General features: G+C 68.9%; 18 protein-coding genes. 13 read left to right on the plus strand and 5 right to left on the minus strand.

The genetic code is table 11. The features are described from left to right. Positions 1-163 precede the first annotated feature (163 nt). Positions 164-556: a hypothetical protein gene (locus tag JOD27_RS16290; RefSeq protein WP_204763091.1), complete on the minus strand. Its 393-nt coding sequence runs from the start codon at positions 554-556 to the stop codon at positions 164-166. A gap of 35 nt (positions 557-591) precedes the next feature. Here JOD27_RS16290 and JOD27_RS16295 point away from each other — a divergent pair, with 35 nt between their 5' ends. The 3 genes from JOD27_RS16295 (at position 592) to JOD27_RS16305 (ending at position 4,045) form a co-directional block, all read left to right on the plus strand. Beyond that, entirely contained in the window at positions 592-2,025 is a 1,434-nt protein-coding gene (locus tag JOD27_RS16295) for a DHA2 family efflux MFS transporter permease subunit (protein WP_307830187.1), read from the plus strand. After that, positions 1,985-2,584 carry a Maf family protein gene (locus JOD27_RS16300; RefSeq protein ID WP_204763093.1) on the plus strand — a complete coding sequence of 200 codons (600 nt, stop codon included), beginning with the start codon at positions 1,985-1,987 and terminating at the stop codon, positions 2,582-2,584. Before JOD27_RS16295 ends, JOD27_RS16300 begins: the two co-directional genes overlap by 41 nt. Positions 2,585-2,764: 180 nt before the next feature. Next, a complete protein-coding gene (locus JOD27_RS16305; protein ID WP_204763094.1) occupies positions 2,765-4,045 on the plus strand; it encodes a dicarboxylate/amino acid:cation symporter in 1,281 nt (426 codons plus the stop codon). Positions 4,046-4,337: 292 nt separating this feature from the next. On the opposite strand, the gene JOD27_RS16310 is transcribed toward JOD27_RS16305, so the two are convergent. Continuing rightward, the gene (locus JOD27_RS16310; RefSeq protein WP_204763095.1) at positions 4,338-4,970 is read right to left on the minus strand and encodes a hypothetical protein; all 633 of its coding nucleotides are present in this window, start codon (positions 4,968-4,970) and stop codon (positions 4,338-4,340) included. 157 nt (positions 4,971-5,127) lie between these two features. Here JOD27_RS16310 and JOD27_RS16315 point away from each other — a divergent pair, with 157 nt between their 5' ends. From JOD27_RS16315 to JOD27_RS16350, 8 genes are all read left to right on the plus strand, one after another. Further along, positions 5,128-6,894, plus strand: a complete 1,767-nt coding sequence (locus tag JOD27_RS16315; protein ID WP_204763096.1) for an acetyl/propionyl/methylcrotonyl-CoA carboxylase subunit alpha — start codon at positions 5,128-5,130, stop codon at positions 6,892-6,894. 30 nt (positions 6,895-6,924) lie between these two features. Beyond that, positions 6,925-7,311: a DUF1707 SHOCT-like domain-containing protein gene (locus tag JOD27_RS16320; protein ID WP_204763097.1), complete on the plus strand. Its 387-nt coding sequence runs from the start codon at positions 6,925-6,927 to the stop codon at positions 7,309-7,311. Continuing rightward, positions 7,290-8,066, plus strand: coding sequence for an HAD-IA family hydrolase (locus JOD27_RS16325; protein ID WP_204763098.1), 777 nt, complete (start codon positions 7,290-7,292; stop codon positions 8,064-8,066). Before JOD27_RS16320 ends, JOD27_RS16325 begins: the two co-directional genes overlap by 22 nt. Positions 8,067-8,077: 11 nt before the next feature. After that, complete coding sequence (locus tag JOD27_RS16330) at positions 8,078-8,644, plus strand: GNAT family N-acetyltransferase (protein ID WP_204763099.1); 567 nt, start codon at positions 8,078-8,080, stop codon at positions 8,642-8,644. 6 nt (positions 8,645-8,650) lie between these two features. Continuing rightward, a complete protein-coding gene (locus JOD27_RS16335; protein ID WP_204763100.1) occupies positions 8,651-9,235 on the plus strand; it encodes a DUF3558 domain-containing protein in 585 nt (194 codons plus the stop codon). A gap of 157 nt (positions 9,236-9,392) precedes the next feature. Further along, entirely contained in the window at positions 9,393-9,698 is a 306-nt protein-coding gene (locus tag JOD27_RS16340; RefSeq protein WP_307830156.1) for a transcriptional regulator, read from the plus strand. Positions 9,699-9,700: 2 nt separating this feature from the next. After that, positions 9,701-10,891, plus strand: a complete 1,191-nt coding sequence (locus tag JOD27_RS16345; protein WP_204763102.1) for a PPE domain-containing protein — start codon at positions 9,701-9,703, stop codon at positions 10,889-10,891. After that, the gene (locus JOD27_RS16350; protein WP_204763103.1) at positions 10,891-11,700 is read left to right on the plus strand and encodes an ESX secretion-associated protein EspG; all 810 of its coding nucleotides are present in this window, start codon (positions 10,891-10,893) and stop codon (positions 11,698-11,700) included. The genes JOD27_RS16345 and JOD27_RS16350 overlap by 1 nt, the downstream gene beginning before the upstream one ends. 160 nt (positions 11,701-11,860) lie before the next feature. On the opposite strand, the gene JOD27_RS16355 is transcribed toward JOD27_RS16350, so the two are convergent. Further along, positions 11,861-12,310: a gamma-glutamylcyclotransferase family protein gene (locus tag JOD27_RS16355; protein WP_109639156.1), complete on the minus strand. Its 450-nt coding sequence runs from the start codon at positions 12,308-12,310 to the stop codon at positions 11,861-11,863. 110 nt (positions 12,311-12,420) lie between these two features. Between JOD27_RS16355 and JOD27_RS16360 the strand changes: the two genes are divergently transcribed. Then, positions 12,421-13,824 (plus strand): NAD(P)H-quinone dehydrogenase, encoded by a 1,404-nt coding sequence (locus JOD27_RS16360; protein ID WP_204763104.1) that lies wholly within the window; start codon positions 12,421-12,423, stop codon positions 13,822-13,824. Positions 13,825-14,388: 564 nt separating this feature from the next. After that, on the plus strand, positions 14,389-14,922 hold the full coding sequence (locus JOD27_RS46645; protein ID WP_204763105.1) for a sortase domain-containing protein: 534 nt from the start codon (positions 14,389-14,391) through the stop codon (positions 14,920-14,922). 52 nt (positions 14,923-14,974) lie between these two features. Here JOD27_RS46645 and glpK read toward each other — a convergent pair whose 3' ends face one another. Continuing rightward, the gene (gene glpK / locus JOD27_RS16370; protein ID WP_204763106.1) at positions 14,975-16,483 is read right to left on the minus strand and encodes a glycerol kinase GlpK; all 1,509 of its coding nucleotides are present in this window, start codon (positions 16,481-16,483) and stop codon (positions 14,975-14,977) included. A 13-nt stretch (positions 16,484-16,496) separates the two neighbouring features. Further along, positions 16,497-17,240: an MIP/aquaporin family protein gene (locus JOD27_RS16375; RefSeq protein WP_204763107.1), complete on the minus strand. Its 744-nt coding sequence runs from the start codon at positions 17,238-17,240 to the stop codon at positions 16,497-16,499. Between the last annotated feature and the right edge of the window lie 184 nt (positions 17,241-17,424).

Here is a 17,424-nt window from a genome sequence, read left to right on the forward strand (position 1 = left end):
AACTCGCGGTGCATCGGCCGCCCCAGCGCACCGAAGGCCCGCCAGAGGACGAACCAGTTGGGTGTAGCTGGCGGCGATTCGATCAAGAGTTGGTGGTACTTGCAGACGCCAAGCCCAGCAGGGCGACTTGCCACCGCTCGACGCCTCACGGGGTCCGACAAGATCAGCCTGAGCAGTCGACCCGCCGGCTCGTGACGTTCAGGCCGATGGCGACCTCACGGCAGCGGGTTTCGCCGTCGACGTTCAGTTTGAGGGTCCAGAACTCGGAGCCGTAGGCATCGGTCTTGCGCAGCACCTGGGCTATGGCCGGATTCAGCGGCAGGTTGTCGCGCACCACCGGGACGACCTGGCTGAGCAGCGCGTTCTCGGCGCGGTCGATGCGGTCGGCGAACGGCCAGACCGGAACGCCGTAGCCGATCGGATCGCTCGCGAGGACGGTCCCCACGGCCCATGAGCCGACGAGCCCGGCGAGCACGAGGAGAACCGCGGCGATCCTTCTGCGCTTGCCTTCGCGATCGGAACCGCGTTCGGTGAGGACAAGCACCCAGCGTTTCACTCCATCGAGAGTGCCGACGAAGGAGGCGAGCGCGCATCAGTAGTACTACTCGAACCGCCTGGCGGGCGGTCGCCGCGCTCTGCGTCGGCTTCTTCATGATCCTTCTGGACATGACCATCGTGAACGTCGCGATGCCCGCGATGATCAACGGTCTGCATGCGTCGCTCAACGACATCATCTGGGTCAACAGCGCGTACCTGCTGGCGTTCGCGGTGCCGTTGTTGCTGACCGGACGGCTCGGCGACCGGTTCGGGCCGAAGCGGATCTACCTCGCGGGCCTCACGGTCTTCGTGCTGGCCTCGCTGACCTGCGGGCTCGCGGGCGACGCCGAGGTGCTGAACGCGGCGCGCGCCGTGCAGGGACTGGGTGCCGCGGCCATGACGCCGCAGACGATGGCGTTCATCACGCACCTGTTCCCGGCGGACCGGCGCGGTGCGGCGCTCGGCGTGTGGGGGTCGGTCGCCGGTTTCGCGACGGTGTCGGGGCCGCTGCTCGGCGGTGTGCTCGTCACCCAGCTCGGCTGGGAGTGGATCTTCTTCGTCAACATCCCGATCGGCGTGCTCGCGCTCACGCTGGTGCTGCGCTGGGTGCCGGACTGGCAGCCCCGCCGCTCGCACCGGTTCGACGTGCTCGGTGTCGTGCTGTGCTGCCTCGGGCTCGGGCTGGCCGTCTTCGGGATCCAGAACGGCGAGCACTACGACTGGGGCCGCGTCGTCGGCCCGATCAAGATCGGCCACATCATCGTGGCCGGTGTGGTGATCCTCGTGGAGTTCGTGATCTGGCAGATGGCCAGGCGCAACACGGAACCACTGCTGCCGCTGCGGATCTTCCGCAACCACAACTTCTCGCTCGGCAACGTCGCCAACGTGATGATCGGCTTCTCGGTCACCGGGTTGTTCGTGCCGCTCGTGCTGTTCGTGCAGACCGTGCCGAAGCTGTCGGCGTTCGAGGCGGGCATGCTCACCGCGCCGACCTCGCTCGTGTCCGGGGTGGTCGCGTTCTTCGCGGGCCGATGGTCGAACGGGCCGGGAGCCAAGTATCTGCCGATCACCGGTTTCGCGCTGCTCGGGCTCGGCATCGGCGTGATGACGATGCAGCTCGGCGGATCGCCGTGGGTGCTGCTGCCCGCGCTCGTCGTCGTCGGCGCCGGCATGGGCATGGTCTATTCACCGCTCACCAACATCGCCACGAAGACTCTCGACCCGCAGCTGATGGGCGCGGGCGCCGGCATCTACAACACCTCTCGGCAGTTCGGCGGCGTGCTCGGCAGCGCGGGCACCGGCGCGGTCCTGCAGATCGTGCTGGCGGCGACGGGCGACTTCACCGCGGCGACGCGAGCGGCGTTGCTCATGCTCGTCGCGTCCACGACCGTCGGGGTGACCGCGGCGGTGCTGATGAGGCGCGAAACGGGCATGCGAGACTCCGGTCGTGCGTCTGATCCTGGCCTCCCAGTCACCCGCCCGACTTAGCGTCCTGCGGTCCGCCGGCATCGAGCCCGTCGTCCGCGTGTCCGGTGTCGACGAGGACGCGCTGGTCGCGTCGCTCGACAACCCCACGCCGGAGGAGACCGTCGTCGCGCTGTCGGCGGCGAAGGCCGAGGCGATCGAACACGACGACGAGTGCGTCGTGATCGGCTGCGACTCGATGCTGCTGTTCGAGGGTGACCTCGTGGGCAAGCCCGGCACGGCCGAGGTCGCGCGGGAGCGGTGGCGGCGGGTCGCGGGCAAGAGCGGTGAGCTGATCACCGGGCACACCGTGCTGCGGGTTTCCGGTGGGGCGATCACGGACCGGGCTTCTGCGGCCGAGGCGACGACCGTGCGGTTCGGCACACCGACGGACGAGGAGCTGGAGGCGTACATCGCCACGGGTGAGCCACTTCACGTCGCGGGCGGCTTCACGATCGACGGGCTGGGCGGCTGGTTCATCGACGGCATCGACGGCGACCACACGTCCGTCATCGGCATCAGCCTGCCGCTGACCCGCCGCCTGCTCGGTCAGGTGGGCGTCCCGGTGTCCACACTCTGGTAGCGCTGGTCACAGTTCCGCTGATCAGGGAAGATATGTCCTCGACACCGGCGTTGGGGGCAACGGTGAACGAGTACTTGACGCGTCGCAGGCACATCGACCTGGCACGCAGGACGAGCGCGGGCTGTCGGAGCTGACTGCTCCCGGCCCCTTTCGCTCATCCCTGCAAACGGAGATGTCCCAGTGTCGTTCGTCCAGACATACCGCAAGCCCAAGGTCTTCGGCCTGACCGTGCTCGGCGCACTCGTCCTCGGCGCGCTCGCCGGCTGGCTCGGCAAGGGCACGTGGCTCGCGCCCGTGCTCGCCAAGATCGGTTCCACCTTCACTGCGCTGCTGCAGCTGACCGTGATCCCGTTGGTGTTCACCGCGATCGTCGTCGGCATCGCGTCGCTGCGGAACCTCGGCGGCGGCCGCACCGCCGCGCGGCTCGGCGGCAAGACGTTCCTGTGGTTCGCCATCACGTCGTTCATCGCCGTGCTGATCGGTCTCGCCGTCGGCGCGATCGTCAAGCCCGGCCAGGGCGTGCACATCGAGCCGGCTGCCGGTGCGGTCGAGAAGCTCGCCAAGCGCACGTCCGGTTCGTGGAGCGCGTTGCTCGACAACCTGGTGCCCACCAACATCTTCAGCGCCTTCACCGAGGGCGAGGTGCTGCAGGTCGTGTTCATCGCGGTGCTGGTCGGCTTCGCCGCCTACGCGCTCGGTGAGAAGGCCGCGCCGTTCACGAACCTGGTCCGCTCGTTCTTCGACATCGTGCAGAAGGTCGTCGGCTGGATCATCCTGCTGGCGCCGATCGGCATCTTCGGTCTCATCGGCAACGCCGTGGCGTCGTACGGCAACTCGTTCGTGAAGCCGCTGTTCTCGTTGATCCTCGCGGTCTACCTCGGCACCGCGCTGGTGCTGTTCGTCGTCTACCCGATCCTGCTGAGGTTCGTCGGCAAGACGTCGCCGGTCGAGTTCTTCCGCAAGGCCGCCACGGCGATCCAGTTCGCGTTCGTGTCGCGTTCGTCCGGCGCCACGCTTCCGTTGTCCCGCAAGGCGGCCACGGACCTCGGCGTCTCGCAGGAGTACGCGAACTTCGCCGTGCCGCTGGGGACGACGACCAAAATGGACGGTTGCGCCGCGGTCTACCCGGCCGTCGCGACGATCTTCATCGCGAACCTGTTCGGCATCCAGCTCTCGGTGTGGCAGTACGTCGGCATCGTGCTGGTCGCGGTGTTCGGCGCGTTGGCGACCGCCGGAACCACCGGCTGGTACACGATGCTGACGCTGACGCTGAGCGTCGTCGGCCTGCCGCCGCAGGTGATCGCGACCGGTGTGGCCGTGGTCTACGCGATCGACCCGATCCTCGACATGATCCGCACCGCGACCAACGTGGCCGGGCAGATCACCGTGCCGGTGCTGGTGGCGCGCAGCGAGGGGCTGCTCGAGGAGCCGGCCGAGGAGAAAGAACTCGTCAACGCCTAGTGCGGCGACCGTCGGCCAATCGGGTATGTGGGCAATGCCAGGAACTTGAGCGTGTCGGGATGAGTTGTGTTCTGCCGGTTGGTTGCCGCGCCCGAGGTGGCCGTGACGGTGGATGAAGGGGTGCGCGGCAGATCCGGTACGCCAGGCGAGAGCGGCGAAGCCGACCGCCATGAACGGCGCAACCCGTCGCCGCTCGAGTTCCTGGCATTGGAACGTATGGGGGCGTAGGGCCGGCGCCACGAGGTGCCCTGCTGAGCGCCGGAAGACCTGGTGAAGGTCGACGGTCGCCGCACTACCCATCGGCGCAGGGCCGGATCTGGGACATCTTCGGCGCCGGTGCGGGCCAGCCAGGGAGCTGGTCGCGCGCCGGCGCCGGTGTCGTACAGCCGATGATCTTCCCGCCGATGGACGACACCTGAACGAACGCGTTGTTGCACTGGCCGCCGCAGGCGAGCTGGGCGGCGACGACGTCCGCGATGCCGTCCTCGTTGACGTCGTGCAGACCGAGGTACCCGGCGCTGGCCAGATAGGTGGTCTGCTCGCGCGACCACGTGCCGCGCCTGCCGATCAGCACCTCACCGAGCCACTTGCCGGCCTGAGTGCCGCGCACCAGGCACACGCTGGTCGCGGCCTCCTGGCACACCAACGACTTGTCGTTGATCGTCGCGCCGGTCTCGGCGATCGTCATCTCGAAGATGAACGTGCCGGACTCGCCGGTCACCCTGATCCGCCCGCCGCCGGTGCCGCCGAGCAGTTCCACCAAGTCCTTGCCGACCGATCTGCCCACGATGGACTGGCAAACGGTGGTACCGCAGCGCATCGTCGCGTCGGTGCCGGGCTGACCTGAATCGGTGTGGTCGGGGCGCTGAAAGAAGGCGTACGTCAGCCCTGCGACGACCACGGCGACTGCTACGGCAGCGGTCACCAGCACAGACCTCGATCCACCCACATCGCAGATTGTGGCCGATGGGCCCACGATGGATGTGAAGTGAGCCGTCTCTCCCTCTCGGAGTTCACCGATTTCCGTAGACTGCGGCACCAGCCAGAGCCGTAATTACCGGTCCAGCAGGAGGTACGACGCCGTGTCGCTGCGCAAGGTCCTCATCGCCAACCGCGGTGAGATCGCCGTCCGGGTCATCCGTGCCTGCCGAGACGCCGGCCTGGCCAGTGTCGCCATCTACGCGGACCCCGACCGCGACGCGCCGTTCGTCCGGCTCGCCGACGAGGCGTTCGCGCTCGGCGGCAACACTCCTGGCGAGAGCTACCTGTCGTTCGAGAAGGTGCTGGCGGCGGCCGCGCAGTCCGGTGCCGACGCGGTGCACCCCGGTTACGGCTTCCTGTCCGAGAACGCCGACTTCGCGCAGGCCGTGATCGACGCGGGCCTGACCTGGATCGGCCCGACGCCGCAGGCGATCCGCGACCTCGGTGACAAGGTGACCGCGCGGCACATCGCGATGCGCGCGGGTGCGCCGCTCGTGCCCGGCACCAAGGATCCGGTCTCCGGCCCGGACGAGATCATCGCGTTCGCGCAGGAGCACGGGCTTCCGGTCGCGATCAAGGCCGCGTTCGGTGGTGGCGGTCGTGGACTCAAGGTCGCGCGCACGATCGAGGAGATCCCGGAACTCTTCGACTCCGCTGTCCGCGAGGCCGTTACTGCGTTCGGCCGCGGCGAGTGCTTCGTCGAGCGGTACCTGGACAAGCCGCGCCACGTGGAGGCGCAGGTCCTCGCCGACACCCACGGCAACGTGATCGTCGTCGGCACCCGCGACTGCTCTCTGCAGCGCCGCCACCAGAAGCTGGTCGAGGAGGCGCCCGCGCCGTTCCTCACCGACGAGCAGCGCGCCACGATCCACAGCTCCGCCAAGGCGATCTGCCTCGAAGCGGGCTACCACGGTGCCGGCACCGTGGAGTACCTCGTCGGCCTGGACGGATCGATCTCGTTCCTGGAGGTCAACACGCGCCTGCAGGTCGAACACCCGGTGTCGGAGGAGACGACCGGCATCGACCTGGTGCGCGAGCAGTTCCGCATCGCCGCCGGGGAGAAGCTCAAGCACCTCGAGGACCCAACGCCGCGCGCGCACTCCATCGAGTTCCGCATCAACGGTGAGGACGCCGGTCGCGGCTTCCTGCCCGCGCCGGGCACCGTCACCAGGTTCGTCGCGCCGTCCGGTCCCGGTGTCCGCGTGGACGCCGGTGTCGAGAGCGGCACGGTGATCGGCGGGCAGTTCGACTCGTTGCTGGCCAAGCTGATCGTCACCGGTGAGAACCGCGAGGAGGCCCTCGCGCGGGCTCGCAGGGCGCTGGACGAGATGGTCGTCGACGGCATGGCGACGGTGCTGCCGTTCCACCGCGTGATCGTGCGGGACGCGGCGTTCACCGCCGAGAAGCCCGAGGGTTTCACGGTTCACACGCGGTGGATCGAGACCGAGTTCGACAACCAGATCCCGCCGTTCACCGGTGGGGCCGAGGCCTCCGAGGACGAGACGCCGCGCCAGACCGTCGTCGTCGAGGTCGGTGGCCGTCGCCTGGAGGTGTCGCTGCCGGGCGACCTCGCCGTCGGTTCCGCACGTCCGGCCGCGGCCGCGAAGAAGCCGAAGTCGAAGCGTGGCGGTGGCGGGTCGGCCGCGGTGTCCGGTGACGCGGTGGCCGCGCCGATGCAGGGCACGATCGTGAAGGTGGCCGTCGAGGACGGGCAGACCGTCGAGGCGGGCGACCTGATCGTGGTGCTCGAGGCGATGAAGATGGAGAATCCGGTGACCGCGCACAAGGCGGGCACCGTGACGGGTCTCGCGGCGGCTCCGGGTGACCCGATCACCCAGGGCACCGTGATCTGCGAGCTGAAGGACTGACCGGCGAGGTCGCTCACCTACGATTGAAGGGTGAGCGACCCGTCCAGGGACATCCGCATCGGTGACACCGAACGTCAGCAGGCGTTGCAGGTGCTCGGCGAGCACATGAGCGCGGGCCGCATCGACGTCGACGAGTACGGCGAGCGGTCCGCGAAGATCACGATCGCGAAGACTCGCGGCGACCTGATGGCGTTGTTCTACGACCTGCCGGACCCGCGGCCGCAGTTCGCCACGCCGATGACGATGTACCCCGAGCCGACGAACGTGCCCGCGCGCAGGTGGGAGGGCGCGGTCGTGCCGGTCGTCGGCGTGGCCGTGGTGATCGCGTTCTTCGTGTTCGTGAAGAACCCGTTGATCTTCCTGCTCATCCCCGCGGTCGCGATCCTGTGGGGCCAGTGGAACGGACGCCGGCGCTGAAACCGTTGCTGCTGCTCGATCTCGACGGTGTCGTGCGCGGTTTTCCACCGCTGCCCGCCGAGATCGCCGAGGTCGCTTTCGAACCGTCGCTGCTGCGCCGCGCCGTCACCGGTGAGATCACCGACGAGCAGTGGCGGCAGGAGGTCGGCCGCGGCTGGGAGGCGTCGCCCGGCGAGGTGATCAGCGAGGCGCTGGCGTTGGTGCGTGCCGCGCGCAAGCAGTGCTTCGTGGCGTTGCTGTCCAACGCGACCACACGGCTGGAGGCGGATCTCGCCCGGCTCGGCCTGGACGCGGAGTTCGACGCGATCTTCAACTCGGCGCGGCTCGGCGTCGCGAAGCCGGATCCCGCGATCTTCCGGCGCGTGCTGGCCGAGCTCGGCTACGAGACCGCGGTGTTCTGCGACGACTCCGCGGAGAACGCGCAAGCCGCGAGCGAAGCCGGGCTGGACGGCGTGCACGTGCCGGACACGGCGGCGTTGCGGACCGCGCTGGCGGTGCGCGGGCTGATCTCGCCGACGGTGCTGCTGATCCTCCCCGACCGCGACGACGCCGAGGAACTCGCCGCCGAACTGCTGGAGGAGGGCTGGGGCCCGTGCGCGGTGCACCGGGACATGCTCGCCGGCGAGGACGACGCCGAGGACGTGGACTGGGTGATCGAGCTCACCACTGCTCCCGACGGCACGCCCGCGTCGGCTCACCGGCCAGAGCTCGATGAACTGGCGGAACGTCACGACGGGTTCACCGGGGACGATTAGCCTCTGGGCTCGTGGAGCCAGTCGAGATCAACGCGGGTGAGTACTACCTGCGCGCATTCCGCAATGACGACCGCATCAGCGACGTGCAGGCACTCGTCGAGATCTACTCGGACGAGGAGACCAAGCGGTACATGAACCGCATGGGCATCGACGACGCTCTGAGCGCGCAGACGTTCATCATGCTGATGACCAACGGCTGGGAGAGGAACTACCGCTGGTCGTGGGCGGTCTGCGACGCGGTCACCGCGGACATGGTCGCCGGGGTCGTGCTCCACAACCTGGACCAGTTCGTCGGGTCGGCCGAGGTGAGCTGCTGGACCCACGCCGCGCACCGCGGCAAGGGCGTCCTGCCGATCGCGCTCAACGCCGTGATGGGCTGGGCGTTCGGCGCGGCCGGCATGCACCGGATCGTCTACAAGCACTCGGTGTTCAACAAGGCGTCGCAGCGGATCCCGGAGAAGTGCGGGTTCACCCTGGAGGGTCGGCTTCGCGGCAGCTTGATCATCGATGACCAGCGCGTCGACGAGCTGCTGTGGTCACGGCTCGCGACGGACCCCCAGCCCGACCGGCTACGGTGACCGGCCATGCGGATCACGGCGCTCCTCATCGTGGCGGTGGCGCTGGCCGGGTGCACGGCCGGGCCCGCCCCCAGTTCGCTCGGCAGCTCGCCGCCCCCGCCTCCGCCGTCGGCGACCTCGCCCTCGCAGCTGGACTTCCCGCAACGGCCGCGCGCCGTGCCGCTCGACAATCTGGACCCGTGCGCGATCCTGACGCCTGAGCAGCGCACGTCGCTGAGCCTCGACAACCCGCCCAGCGCGTACGTCGAGACGAGCTTCGGCGGCGCGAAGGCGTGCACGATCCGCAGCACGACCAGCGGCAACGTCGCGAGGCTCGCGCTCGTGCTGGTCTCCGGCGCCGACGTGTGGCTCTCCGAGACCTCCCAGGTGGACTACACGGTGAGCTCGATCGAGGGGTTCGCGGCGATTACCGTCCGCACACCCGACGTGCACGACGTCTGCAACGTGGAGATCGACGTGGCGGACGGTCAGTTCCTCGACGTCATGTTCCGCGACGGCGGGAATTCCACTGCGGTGCAACAAGATCATCTTTGTCTGGGAGCCCAGCGCGTGGCCGAGGCGGCGATGGCCAGTTTGCTCCAGAAGCGCTGACCCACACGGGCGGATGTCACTGATCCCACTCCCCAGGGTTACTTTCGGTGGTTAGAGTGACGAAGCGCTTGTACGCACAAACGCCGGAGGTCTCACCATGCCGCCAGGGGGACGCAGCGGGGCAGACTCCTCGCCGCCAGTCAGTCACGAGCTGAACGTGGAGCCAGAGGCGATTCCGGCGTTGCGCAGCACGTTCTCCACGGCGCTCACCAAGCTCGACAAGCAGATCGAGATGGCGATCACGGAGTTCCGCGTCCGGCCGTGGGCGGGTGACCCGGTGAGCCAGGAGGCCGCGGAGAAGTTCAACGACCGGTCGATCTCCGACGGCGACTCCGCGCTGCAGGCGCTGCTGAACTACCAGCGCCAGCTCAAGACCGCGATGGACAACCTGAACCAGATCGAGCGCCAGTACCGGGTGGTCGAAGGCGACAACACCGGCATGATGAACAAGAGCGGGTGCTGACCATGGCAGACCACCGCTGGCAGGGCTACAGCCACAAGGAGCTGTACGAACGCATCCACGCAGGTCCGGGCCCCTCCGCGTCGTTCGCGTCGATGGAGCGCTGGAGTGGCGTGTCGGCCGCGCTGACCGAGATCAACGACGACCTGCACAAGGGCATCACGCTGTCGGGCGCGAAGTGGCAGGGCAAGGCCTCCGAGATCGCGCAGGCCGGCCTCAACCCGATCGCGGCCTGGGCGGACAGCGCGCGCACCGGCGCGGACGTGATGCGGTACTCGGCCGAGCTGCAGGCGAACCACATCTCGAAGGCCCGCGCGGACATGCCGAAGCCCGTCAACGTCACTGCGGAACAGCCAGGTGCCCTGGTCACCGGGCTCACCCACCTCTTCGGCGGCCAGACCGACCACGAGAAGCAGGAGGCGGCCCAGGACGCCGCCGAGCGCCGCGCCCGTGAGGTCATGTCCACCTACGCGTCGTCCACGACGGCCAACACCTCGACGTTGGGCCAGTTCGGCCAGCCGCCGCAGCTGCAGATCAGCAGCAGCGGCGTGACGCCGGGCGGTGGTGCCCAGGTGGGCACGGCCGGTACCTGGATGGTCGGCCCGCACGGCACGACCGGCGGAGTCACGCGCGGCCGCACGGGCTCTGGTCCGCGCACGGCCGCCGTCACCCCGCCGCGCGGCACCACGCAGCCGGGTTCGTCGACCCGCACGTCCGGTGTGTCGACGTCCACCGGTTCGTCGTCGGCCGCGAAGGGCTCGACGACCTCGCTGTCGTCGGCCGGCACGTCCGGCGGATCGGGCACGGGCACCGCGGGCGTCGGTCTTCCCGGTCAGCGCTCCGGCCGTTCCGGCTCCTCGGAGCGCAAGGAGATGGCGGAGGGCGCGACCGCCGCGTCGTCGGCAGCCGTGGGCCCGGTGATGGGTCACGGCGGTGCCGCCGGCGTGTCCTCGTCGTCCGGTTCCGCCATGGGCCCGAACGGCACGGTCGGTGCTTCCAACAACAACGACCAGGTCCACCGCAGGGCGGTGCCGATGCAGTCCTCGTTCGACCCGTTCGGCGGCATGGGCCCGCGCAAGGGGGAGGACGAGGAGGACCTGGAGCACAAGGCCGCCGACTACCTGCGCGAACGCGACGACATCTACGGCGTCGGCAGCTACACGCTGCCCGTCATCGGGGAGAGCACGACCGACTGATGACCATGTTCGACCTGGACCTCGGGATGGGCGACACGCGCGACCCGGTGATCATCTCCACGCTGGAGTTCGACGTCCTCTGGGAGCACCTTGGCCTGGAGACGATGCCGCTCGTCCTCAAGGTCCCGTCCCCAGGCAAGACCCGCGAGGAACGCAGGGACATCGAGGACCAGGTCTGGCGCCAGCTGGGCGCCCGCGGCCTGGGTGGCCCGCGCGCCCTGGACCCGACCCTGGAAGACCTCCTGCACGTCCTGAACCGTCCGCAGCAGGAGATCGACGCCCGCCTGTGGCTCGCCGAGCGCAGCGTCCGCGTCCTGGCCGCGGGCAAGGGCCAGGCAGGCGTTCTGGCCACCCTGGACGGCGGCCAGCTGGTCCTGCGCCCCGCCGAGGCCGACGGACTGCCGCGCGAGGCCCTGACCGCCCTCCCCACGGCCCCGGCTGGCGAGGGTCACTCGATCACCCTGCCCTCGGCCGACCTGGACGCAGCGGCTGCCTCAGCCTCGTCCCCAGAGGCGCTGGAGGCCGAGCTGCGCTCCCGCGGGCTGCGCGGTGACGACGCCCACACGCTGGCAGAGATGGTCCGCGACGCCTCCAACCGCGGGCAGTTCGGTGCCGCGGCGCGGGACAAGTGGGGCAAGCGGGTGCGGCCCGACAGGGTGGTGGCGTTCTTCGACACACCGAAGGGGCGGTACCTGCAGATGAGGCGGGCCGTGGACGGGCAGCCGCCGTGGTCGACGATCACGCCCGTGGACTACCGCCGGATGCACCATCACCTGGTGGAGTTGCTGGCGGAGGCCGCCGGGTCGTGATCACGGGCCGACGCCCTGGCAGCGCTGTGGTCCGGACGCCGCCCAGGGTCGCCGCGGGGTGATCGGATCGGCCGGGGTCTCAAGCCCCGATCGCGTCGCGGCTGAGTCGGGAGACGCCACCAACGCCCGGTCGTGCGGCCTCAGCCCCGGTCAGCCCTGATCAGGGCCCGATGCCCTGGCAGGGCCGTGTCCGCAGGTCGTTGACGTAGTCGTCCGGCGCCCCGGCCGCCTCCGCCGCGTCCGCCACCACCCCGATGTACCGGGCGGACGGCAGGCCGCCCTCGTAGGCGTCCAGCACGTACAGCCAGGCGACCACGGACCCCTCGAGGGTCTGCACCCTCAGCCGGATCTTCTTGTACAGCCCGAGCGCGCCCTCCCACCTGTCCAGGCGCGACTCGTCGCGCGGTGAGACGTCGTAGAGCACGCAGAACGTCTGGGAGTCGGGGTCCTCGACGATGGTCGCGAGAGCGCCCTCCCAGCCGAGGTCCTCGCCACCGAACGTCAGACGCCAACCGACGAGCCAGCCGGTCCCCGCGAGCGGGGAGTACGGGGCTCGCTCCATCATCTGGTTCGGATCCATGTTCGACCCGTACGCGGCATAGAGCGGCACGTCCGACAGCGTAGCGACCCAGCGATCAGCTTTTGGTACTGACGACACGGGCGATTCGGCCAACGCGTACGGTTGTGCCCGGCCAGCAAGCGCGCAGAAGGGGAATGATCGTGACCCGCATCGTCATCATGGGCGGCGGACCCGCAGGTTACGAGGCAGCCCTGGTCGCGGCGCAGCACGGCGCCGACGTGACCGTGGTGGAGAACGACGGCGCCGGTGGCGCCTGCGTGTTGTACGACTGCGTGCCGTCGAAGACGTTCATCGCCTCGGCCGGCGCTCGCAGCGCCTTCCGCAACGCCGGTGAGCTGGGGATTCAGACCAACAACGACCAGGCTGCCGTCGACCTGCCGGTCGTCCACGGACGGGTGAAGGGCCTTGCTCTGGCGCAGTCCGCCGACGTGCGGGCGCGGTTGCAGCGCGAGGGCGTGCGCCTGATCAACGGGCGGGCGAAGTTCGCGGACGACTCGAAGGGGCTCGCCCAGCACCGGGTCGTCGCGATCAGCGCGGACGGCAGCGAAGAGATCCTCAGCGCCGATGTGGTGCTCATCGCAACGGGCGCCACGCCGCGCGTGCTGCAGGGCGCCGAGCCGGACGGCAAGCGCGTCCTGACCTGGCGGCAGATCTACGACCTGCCCGAACTGCCCGAGCACCTCGCGGTCATCGGCTCCGGTGTCACGGGTGTCGAGTTCGCCTCCGCCTACACCGAGATGGGCGTGAAGGTGACGATGGTCTCGAGCCGGGACCGGGTGCTGCCCCACGAGGACGCCGACGCGGCCGCGGTGCTCGAGGACGTGTTCGCCGAGCGCGGCACGGCCGTCGTCAAGCACGCCCGCGCCGACAGGGTCGAGAACACCGGTGACGGTGTGCTGATCCACCTGGAAGACGGTCGCACGATCGAGGCATCGCACGCCCTGATGACCGTCGGCTCCGTGCCGAACACCACCGACATCGGCCTGGACAAGATCGGCATCGAGCTCGGGCGCGGCGGATACATCCCCGTCGACCGGGTGAGCAGGACCAACGTCAGCGGTGTCTACGCGGCCGGCGACTGCACCGGTGTGCTGCTGCTCGCGTCGGTGGCCGCCATGCAGGGCCGCATCGCGATGTGGCACGCGCTCGGCGAGGGCGTCAGCCCGATCAAGCTCAAGACCGTCGCCGCGAACGTCTTCACCAACCCCGAGATCGCGAGCGTCGGCATCAGCCAGCAGGCGATCGACTCGGGCGAGGTGCCCGCGCGCACGATCATGCTGCCGCTCGCCACGAACCCCCGCGCCAAGATGGAGGGTCTGCGCCGCGGCTTCGTGAAGCTGTTCTGCCGCCCGGCGACCGGTGTCGTCATCGGCGGTGTGGTCGTCGCCCCGAACGCGAGCGAGCTGATCCTCCCGATCGCGCTGGCCGTGCAGAACCAGCTGACCGTCGAGCACCTCGCGACGACGTTCTCGGTCTACCCGTCGCTGTCCGGCTCGATCACCGAGTCCGGCCGCCAGCTCATGCGGCACGACGATCTCGATTAGGTAACGCCCAGCAGCAACGCAACCGTGCCCCGGACACCAGCGTGTTCGGGGCATGCGTTCGTCATGGGTGATGTTGGTCGCACTGGCACTGCTGGCCGGATGCCGCCTCTCCCCCAACCTCCCCACCGTCCGAAGTGGCCAGAGGAATGCCGCCATCGGAACCGACCTAGATGCGCATCCCCAAGACCGGCGCCAAGTCCTCGCTCATCCCGCTCGGGCTCAACCCCGACGAGGCAACAAGCAGCCAGGAATCTTCTTCCGTCTCAAGGAACTCGTCGAGGACGACGAGGTCGAAGTGTCCAGAAAGGACGGAACCACGGCGAGGTTCCCCACGGCGGCCGTCCACGGCGAGACCGGCGACCCGCGACGGCGAGGTGGTCACGCAGACGTTCCGGATCAAGGCAGCGGGTGACAAGCCCCGGCCGTCGGTCGTGAGGCCCAAGGGCGCGCGGGACACCGGTGGCGGCGGCACCGAGCCAGAAGAATCTCACAGAGAATGATCACGGTTTGGCTCCTTCTCGACCGGACGAGCAACGAACCCACCGGATGTGCGTCAATGGGTTCGTGGGGACTCGTGTCTTGATCGCGGTGCTGAGCGTGGTGCTGGCCACCGCCTGCTCCCATGGGCCGGCACCGAAGCCATCGGCGGCGACGAGCGACGGCGCGCCGCCGCCGGTGGTGTCACCGCTGGGTACGTCCGATCCGATGGAGCTGCGGATCGAGCGCATCGGCGTGCGGTCGTCGTTGGTCGAGCTCGGTCTCGACCCGCAGGGTGTCGTCCAGATGCCGCCGGCCAACGAGGGCATGCAGGCCGGTTGGCGCCAAACGCATCCCCAGCAGTGGATCATCGTCGGGCGGATCGAGAGCAACAGGGCCAGGGGCGTCTTCTACCGGCTGAACGACCTGCAGCAGGGTGACGTCGTCGAAGTGTCCAAGAGGGATGGTTCGGTGGCCCGCTTCACGGTGTCGCGCACGGAGCGGATCATCCGCGACGACTTCTTCCCGGAAGCCGTCGCCAGGGACGCGGACGAGCAGGGGCTGCGCCTGATCACGTGCGGCACCCGCGACAACGTGATCGTGCACGCAGCCCCCGCCTAGGGCGATGAACGGCGCGTTCACCTGAGAAGGACGAAAGCGCCGTTCATCGAACTCAGTCCTGCACCCAGTCGAAGGTCTTCGTGACGGCCTTCTTCCAGTTCGCGTACTCGGAGGTGCGGCGGGCGTCGTCCATCTGCGGCTCCCACCTCTTGTCCTCGGCCCAGTTCTGCTGGACGTCGTCCTCCGACTTCCAGAACCCGACCGCGAGACCGGCCGCGTAGGCGGCGCCCAGCGCGGTGGTCTCGGCGACGACCGGCCGGATCACCGGCACGCCGAGGATGTCCGCCTGGAACTGCATCAGCAGCTCGTTCACGACCATGCCGCCGTCGACCTTCAACGCGGTCAGGTCGACGCCCGAGTCGGCGTTCATCGCGTCGAGCACCTCCCGCGTCTGGAAGGCGGTCGCCTCCAGCACGGCCCGCGCGAGGTGGCCCTTGTTGACGAACCTCGTGAGACCCACGATCGCGCCACGGGCGTCGGAACGCCAGTACGGGGCGAAAAGACCGGAGAACGCGGGCACGAAGTACGCGCCGCCGTTGTCCTCGACCGAGCGCGCGTGCTCCTCGATCTCGGCCGCGCTGGAGATCATGCCGAGGTTGTCGCGCAGCCACTGCACCAGCGAACCGGTGACCGCGATCGACCCCTCCAGCGCGTAGACCGGCGCGGCGTCGCCGATCTTGTAGCAGACGGTGGTGAGCAACCCGTTCTCGCTCATCACCTTCTCGGTGCCGGTGTTGAGCAGCATGAAGTTGCCGGTGCCGTAGGTGTTCTTGGCCTCACCGGGCGACAGGCACGCCTGGCCGAACGTCGCGGCCTGCTGGTCGCCGAGGATGCCGGCGATGGGCACACCGGCCAGCGCACCGCGTTCGCGCACCTGGCCGTAGACCTCGGACGAGGACCGGATCTCCGGCAGCATCGACATCGGAATGCCCATGTCGGCGGCGATGCTCTCGTCCCACTGCAACGTGTCGAGGTCCATCAGCATGGTGCGTGACGCGTTCGTGGGATCGGTGACGTGCACTCCGCCGTCGGCGCCGCCCGTCATGTTCCACAGCACCCACGTGTCCATGTTGCCGAACAACAGGTCGCCGGCCTCTGCGCGTTCCCGCGCGCCCTCGACGTTGTCGAGGATCCAGCGGACCTTGGGCCCGGAGAAGTAGGTCGCGAGCGGCAGGCCGACCTTGGCGCGGTACCGCTCCTGCCCACCGCCGAGCGCGCCCAGCTCGGTGACGATCTTGTCCGTCCTGGTGTCCTGCCAGACGATGGCGTTGTAGACGGGCTCGCCGGTGTTGCGGTCCCACACCACGGCCGTCTCACGCTGGTTGGTGATGCCGACGGCGGCGATGTCCGAAGTGGTCAGATCGGCCTTCGCGAGCGCGCCGGCGGCGACCTGGCGGGTGTTCTGCCACACCTCCATCGGGTCGTGCTCGACCCAGCCCGCCTTCGGGAAGATCTGCTCGTGCTCCTTCTGGTCGACCGACACCACCCGACCCGAGTGGTCGAAGATCATGCACCGGGTTGACGTGGTGCCCTGGTCGATCGCGGCCACGTACTGCGTCATGCGAGAAGTCCTTTCAGACCGGGAGAACCAGGAAGAGCAACGCGGCGAGCGCGCCACCCACGAGCGGGCCGACGACCGGGATCCACGAGTAGCCCCAGTTGGCGTTGCCCTTGTTGGAAATCGGCATGAGGAACGCGTACGCGATGCGCGGACCGAGGTCGCGCGCCGGGTTGATGGCGTACCCCGTCGGGCCGCCGAGCGACGTACCGATCACCAGCACGACGAACGCGACACCCGCGTACCCGAGCGCCGAGTTGCCGAACTGCGGCACCCCGCCTGCCGCGGCCTTGGCAGGCGGCGACAGCAGAATCCATGCGACGAGAACGAACGTGCCGATTATCTCGGACACGAGGTTCCACGGCACGTTGGGCACCGTCGGCCCGGTGGAGAAGATGCCGAGCGTGTTCTGCGGCTGATCGTGCGTGTCGAACTGCATCTTGTACGTAGCCCAGCAGAGCATCGCACCGACGATCGCGCCGACCATCTGCCCCAGGATGTAGAACGGAACGTCGGCCCACGGCGTCTTGTCCGCGATCGCGAGTCCCAGCGTCACGGCCGGGTTCAGGTGAGCCCCGCTCGGGTTGGCGATGCTCGCACCGGTGAAGACGGCGAAAGCCCAGCCGACGTTGACGAACAGGAACCCGGTGCTGTTGCCGAGCGTGTTCTTGAGCACCTGGTTCGCGACGACACCGGTGCCCAGGAGGATGAGGACCGCGGTCCCCAGCAGCTCCCAAACGAAGATCGATCCTGCACTCATCGTCGACCTCCCTCGTTTGTGGCTAGGAGGGAGCGCACACCCCGGGAGGTCAGGCCGCGCCGCCCGCCCACAACGTGCTCGGACGCTATTACCGCGCTGATGGGTTGTCCACGCCCAGCACACGAGGTCAGGCCGTTTTCAGGCCGTTCGATTCTGGTGTGCCCGCCCGTGGGCGAAGGGTGGT

It is taken from the genome of Lentzea nigeriaca (assembly GCF_016907955.1).
Lineage (GTDB): Bacteria > Actinomycetota > Actinomycetes > Mycobacteriales > Pseudonocardiaceae > Lentzea > Lentzea nigeriaca.

Excerpts from the sequence above, each read along its gene's own strand:
- JOD27_RS16335 (WP_204763100.1), top strand. The coding sequence starts at position 8,651 with ATGCGGATCACGGCGCTCCTCATCGTGGCGGTGGCGCTGGCCGGGTGC.
- JOD27_RS16345 (WP_204763102.1), top strand. The coding sequence starts at position 9,701 with ATGGCAGACCACCGCTGGCAGGGCTACAGCCACAAGGAGCTGTACGAA.
- JOD27_RS16350 (WP_204763103.1), top strand. The coding sequence starts at position 10,891 with ATGACCATGTTCGACCTGGACCTCGGGATGGGCGACACGCGCGACCCG.
- glpK (WP_204763106.1), bottom strand. The coding sequence starts at position 16,483 with ATGACGCAGTACGTGGCCGCGATCGACCAGGGCACCACGTCAACCCGG.
- JOD27_RS16375 (WP_204763107.1), bottom strand. The coding sequence starts at position 17,240 with ATGAGTGCAGGATCGATCTTCGTTTGGGAGCTGCTGGGGACCGCGGTC.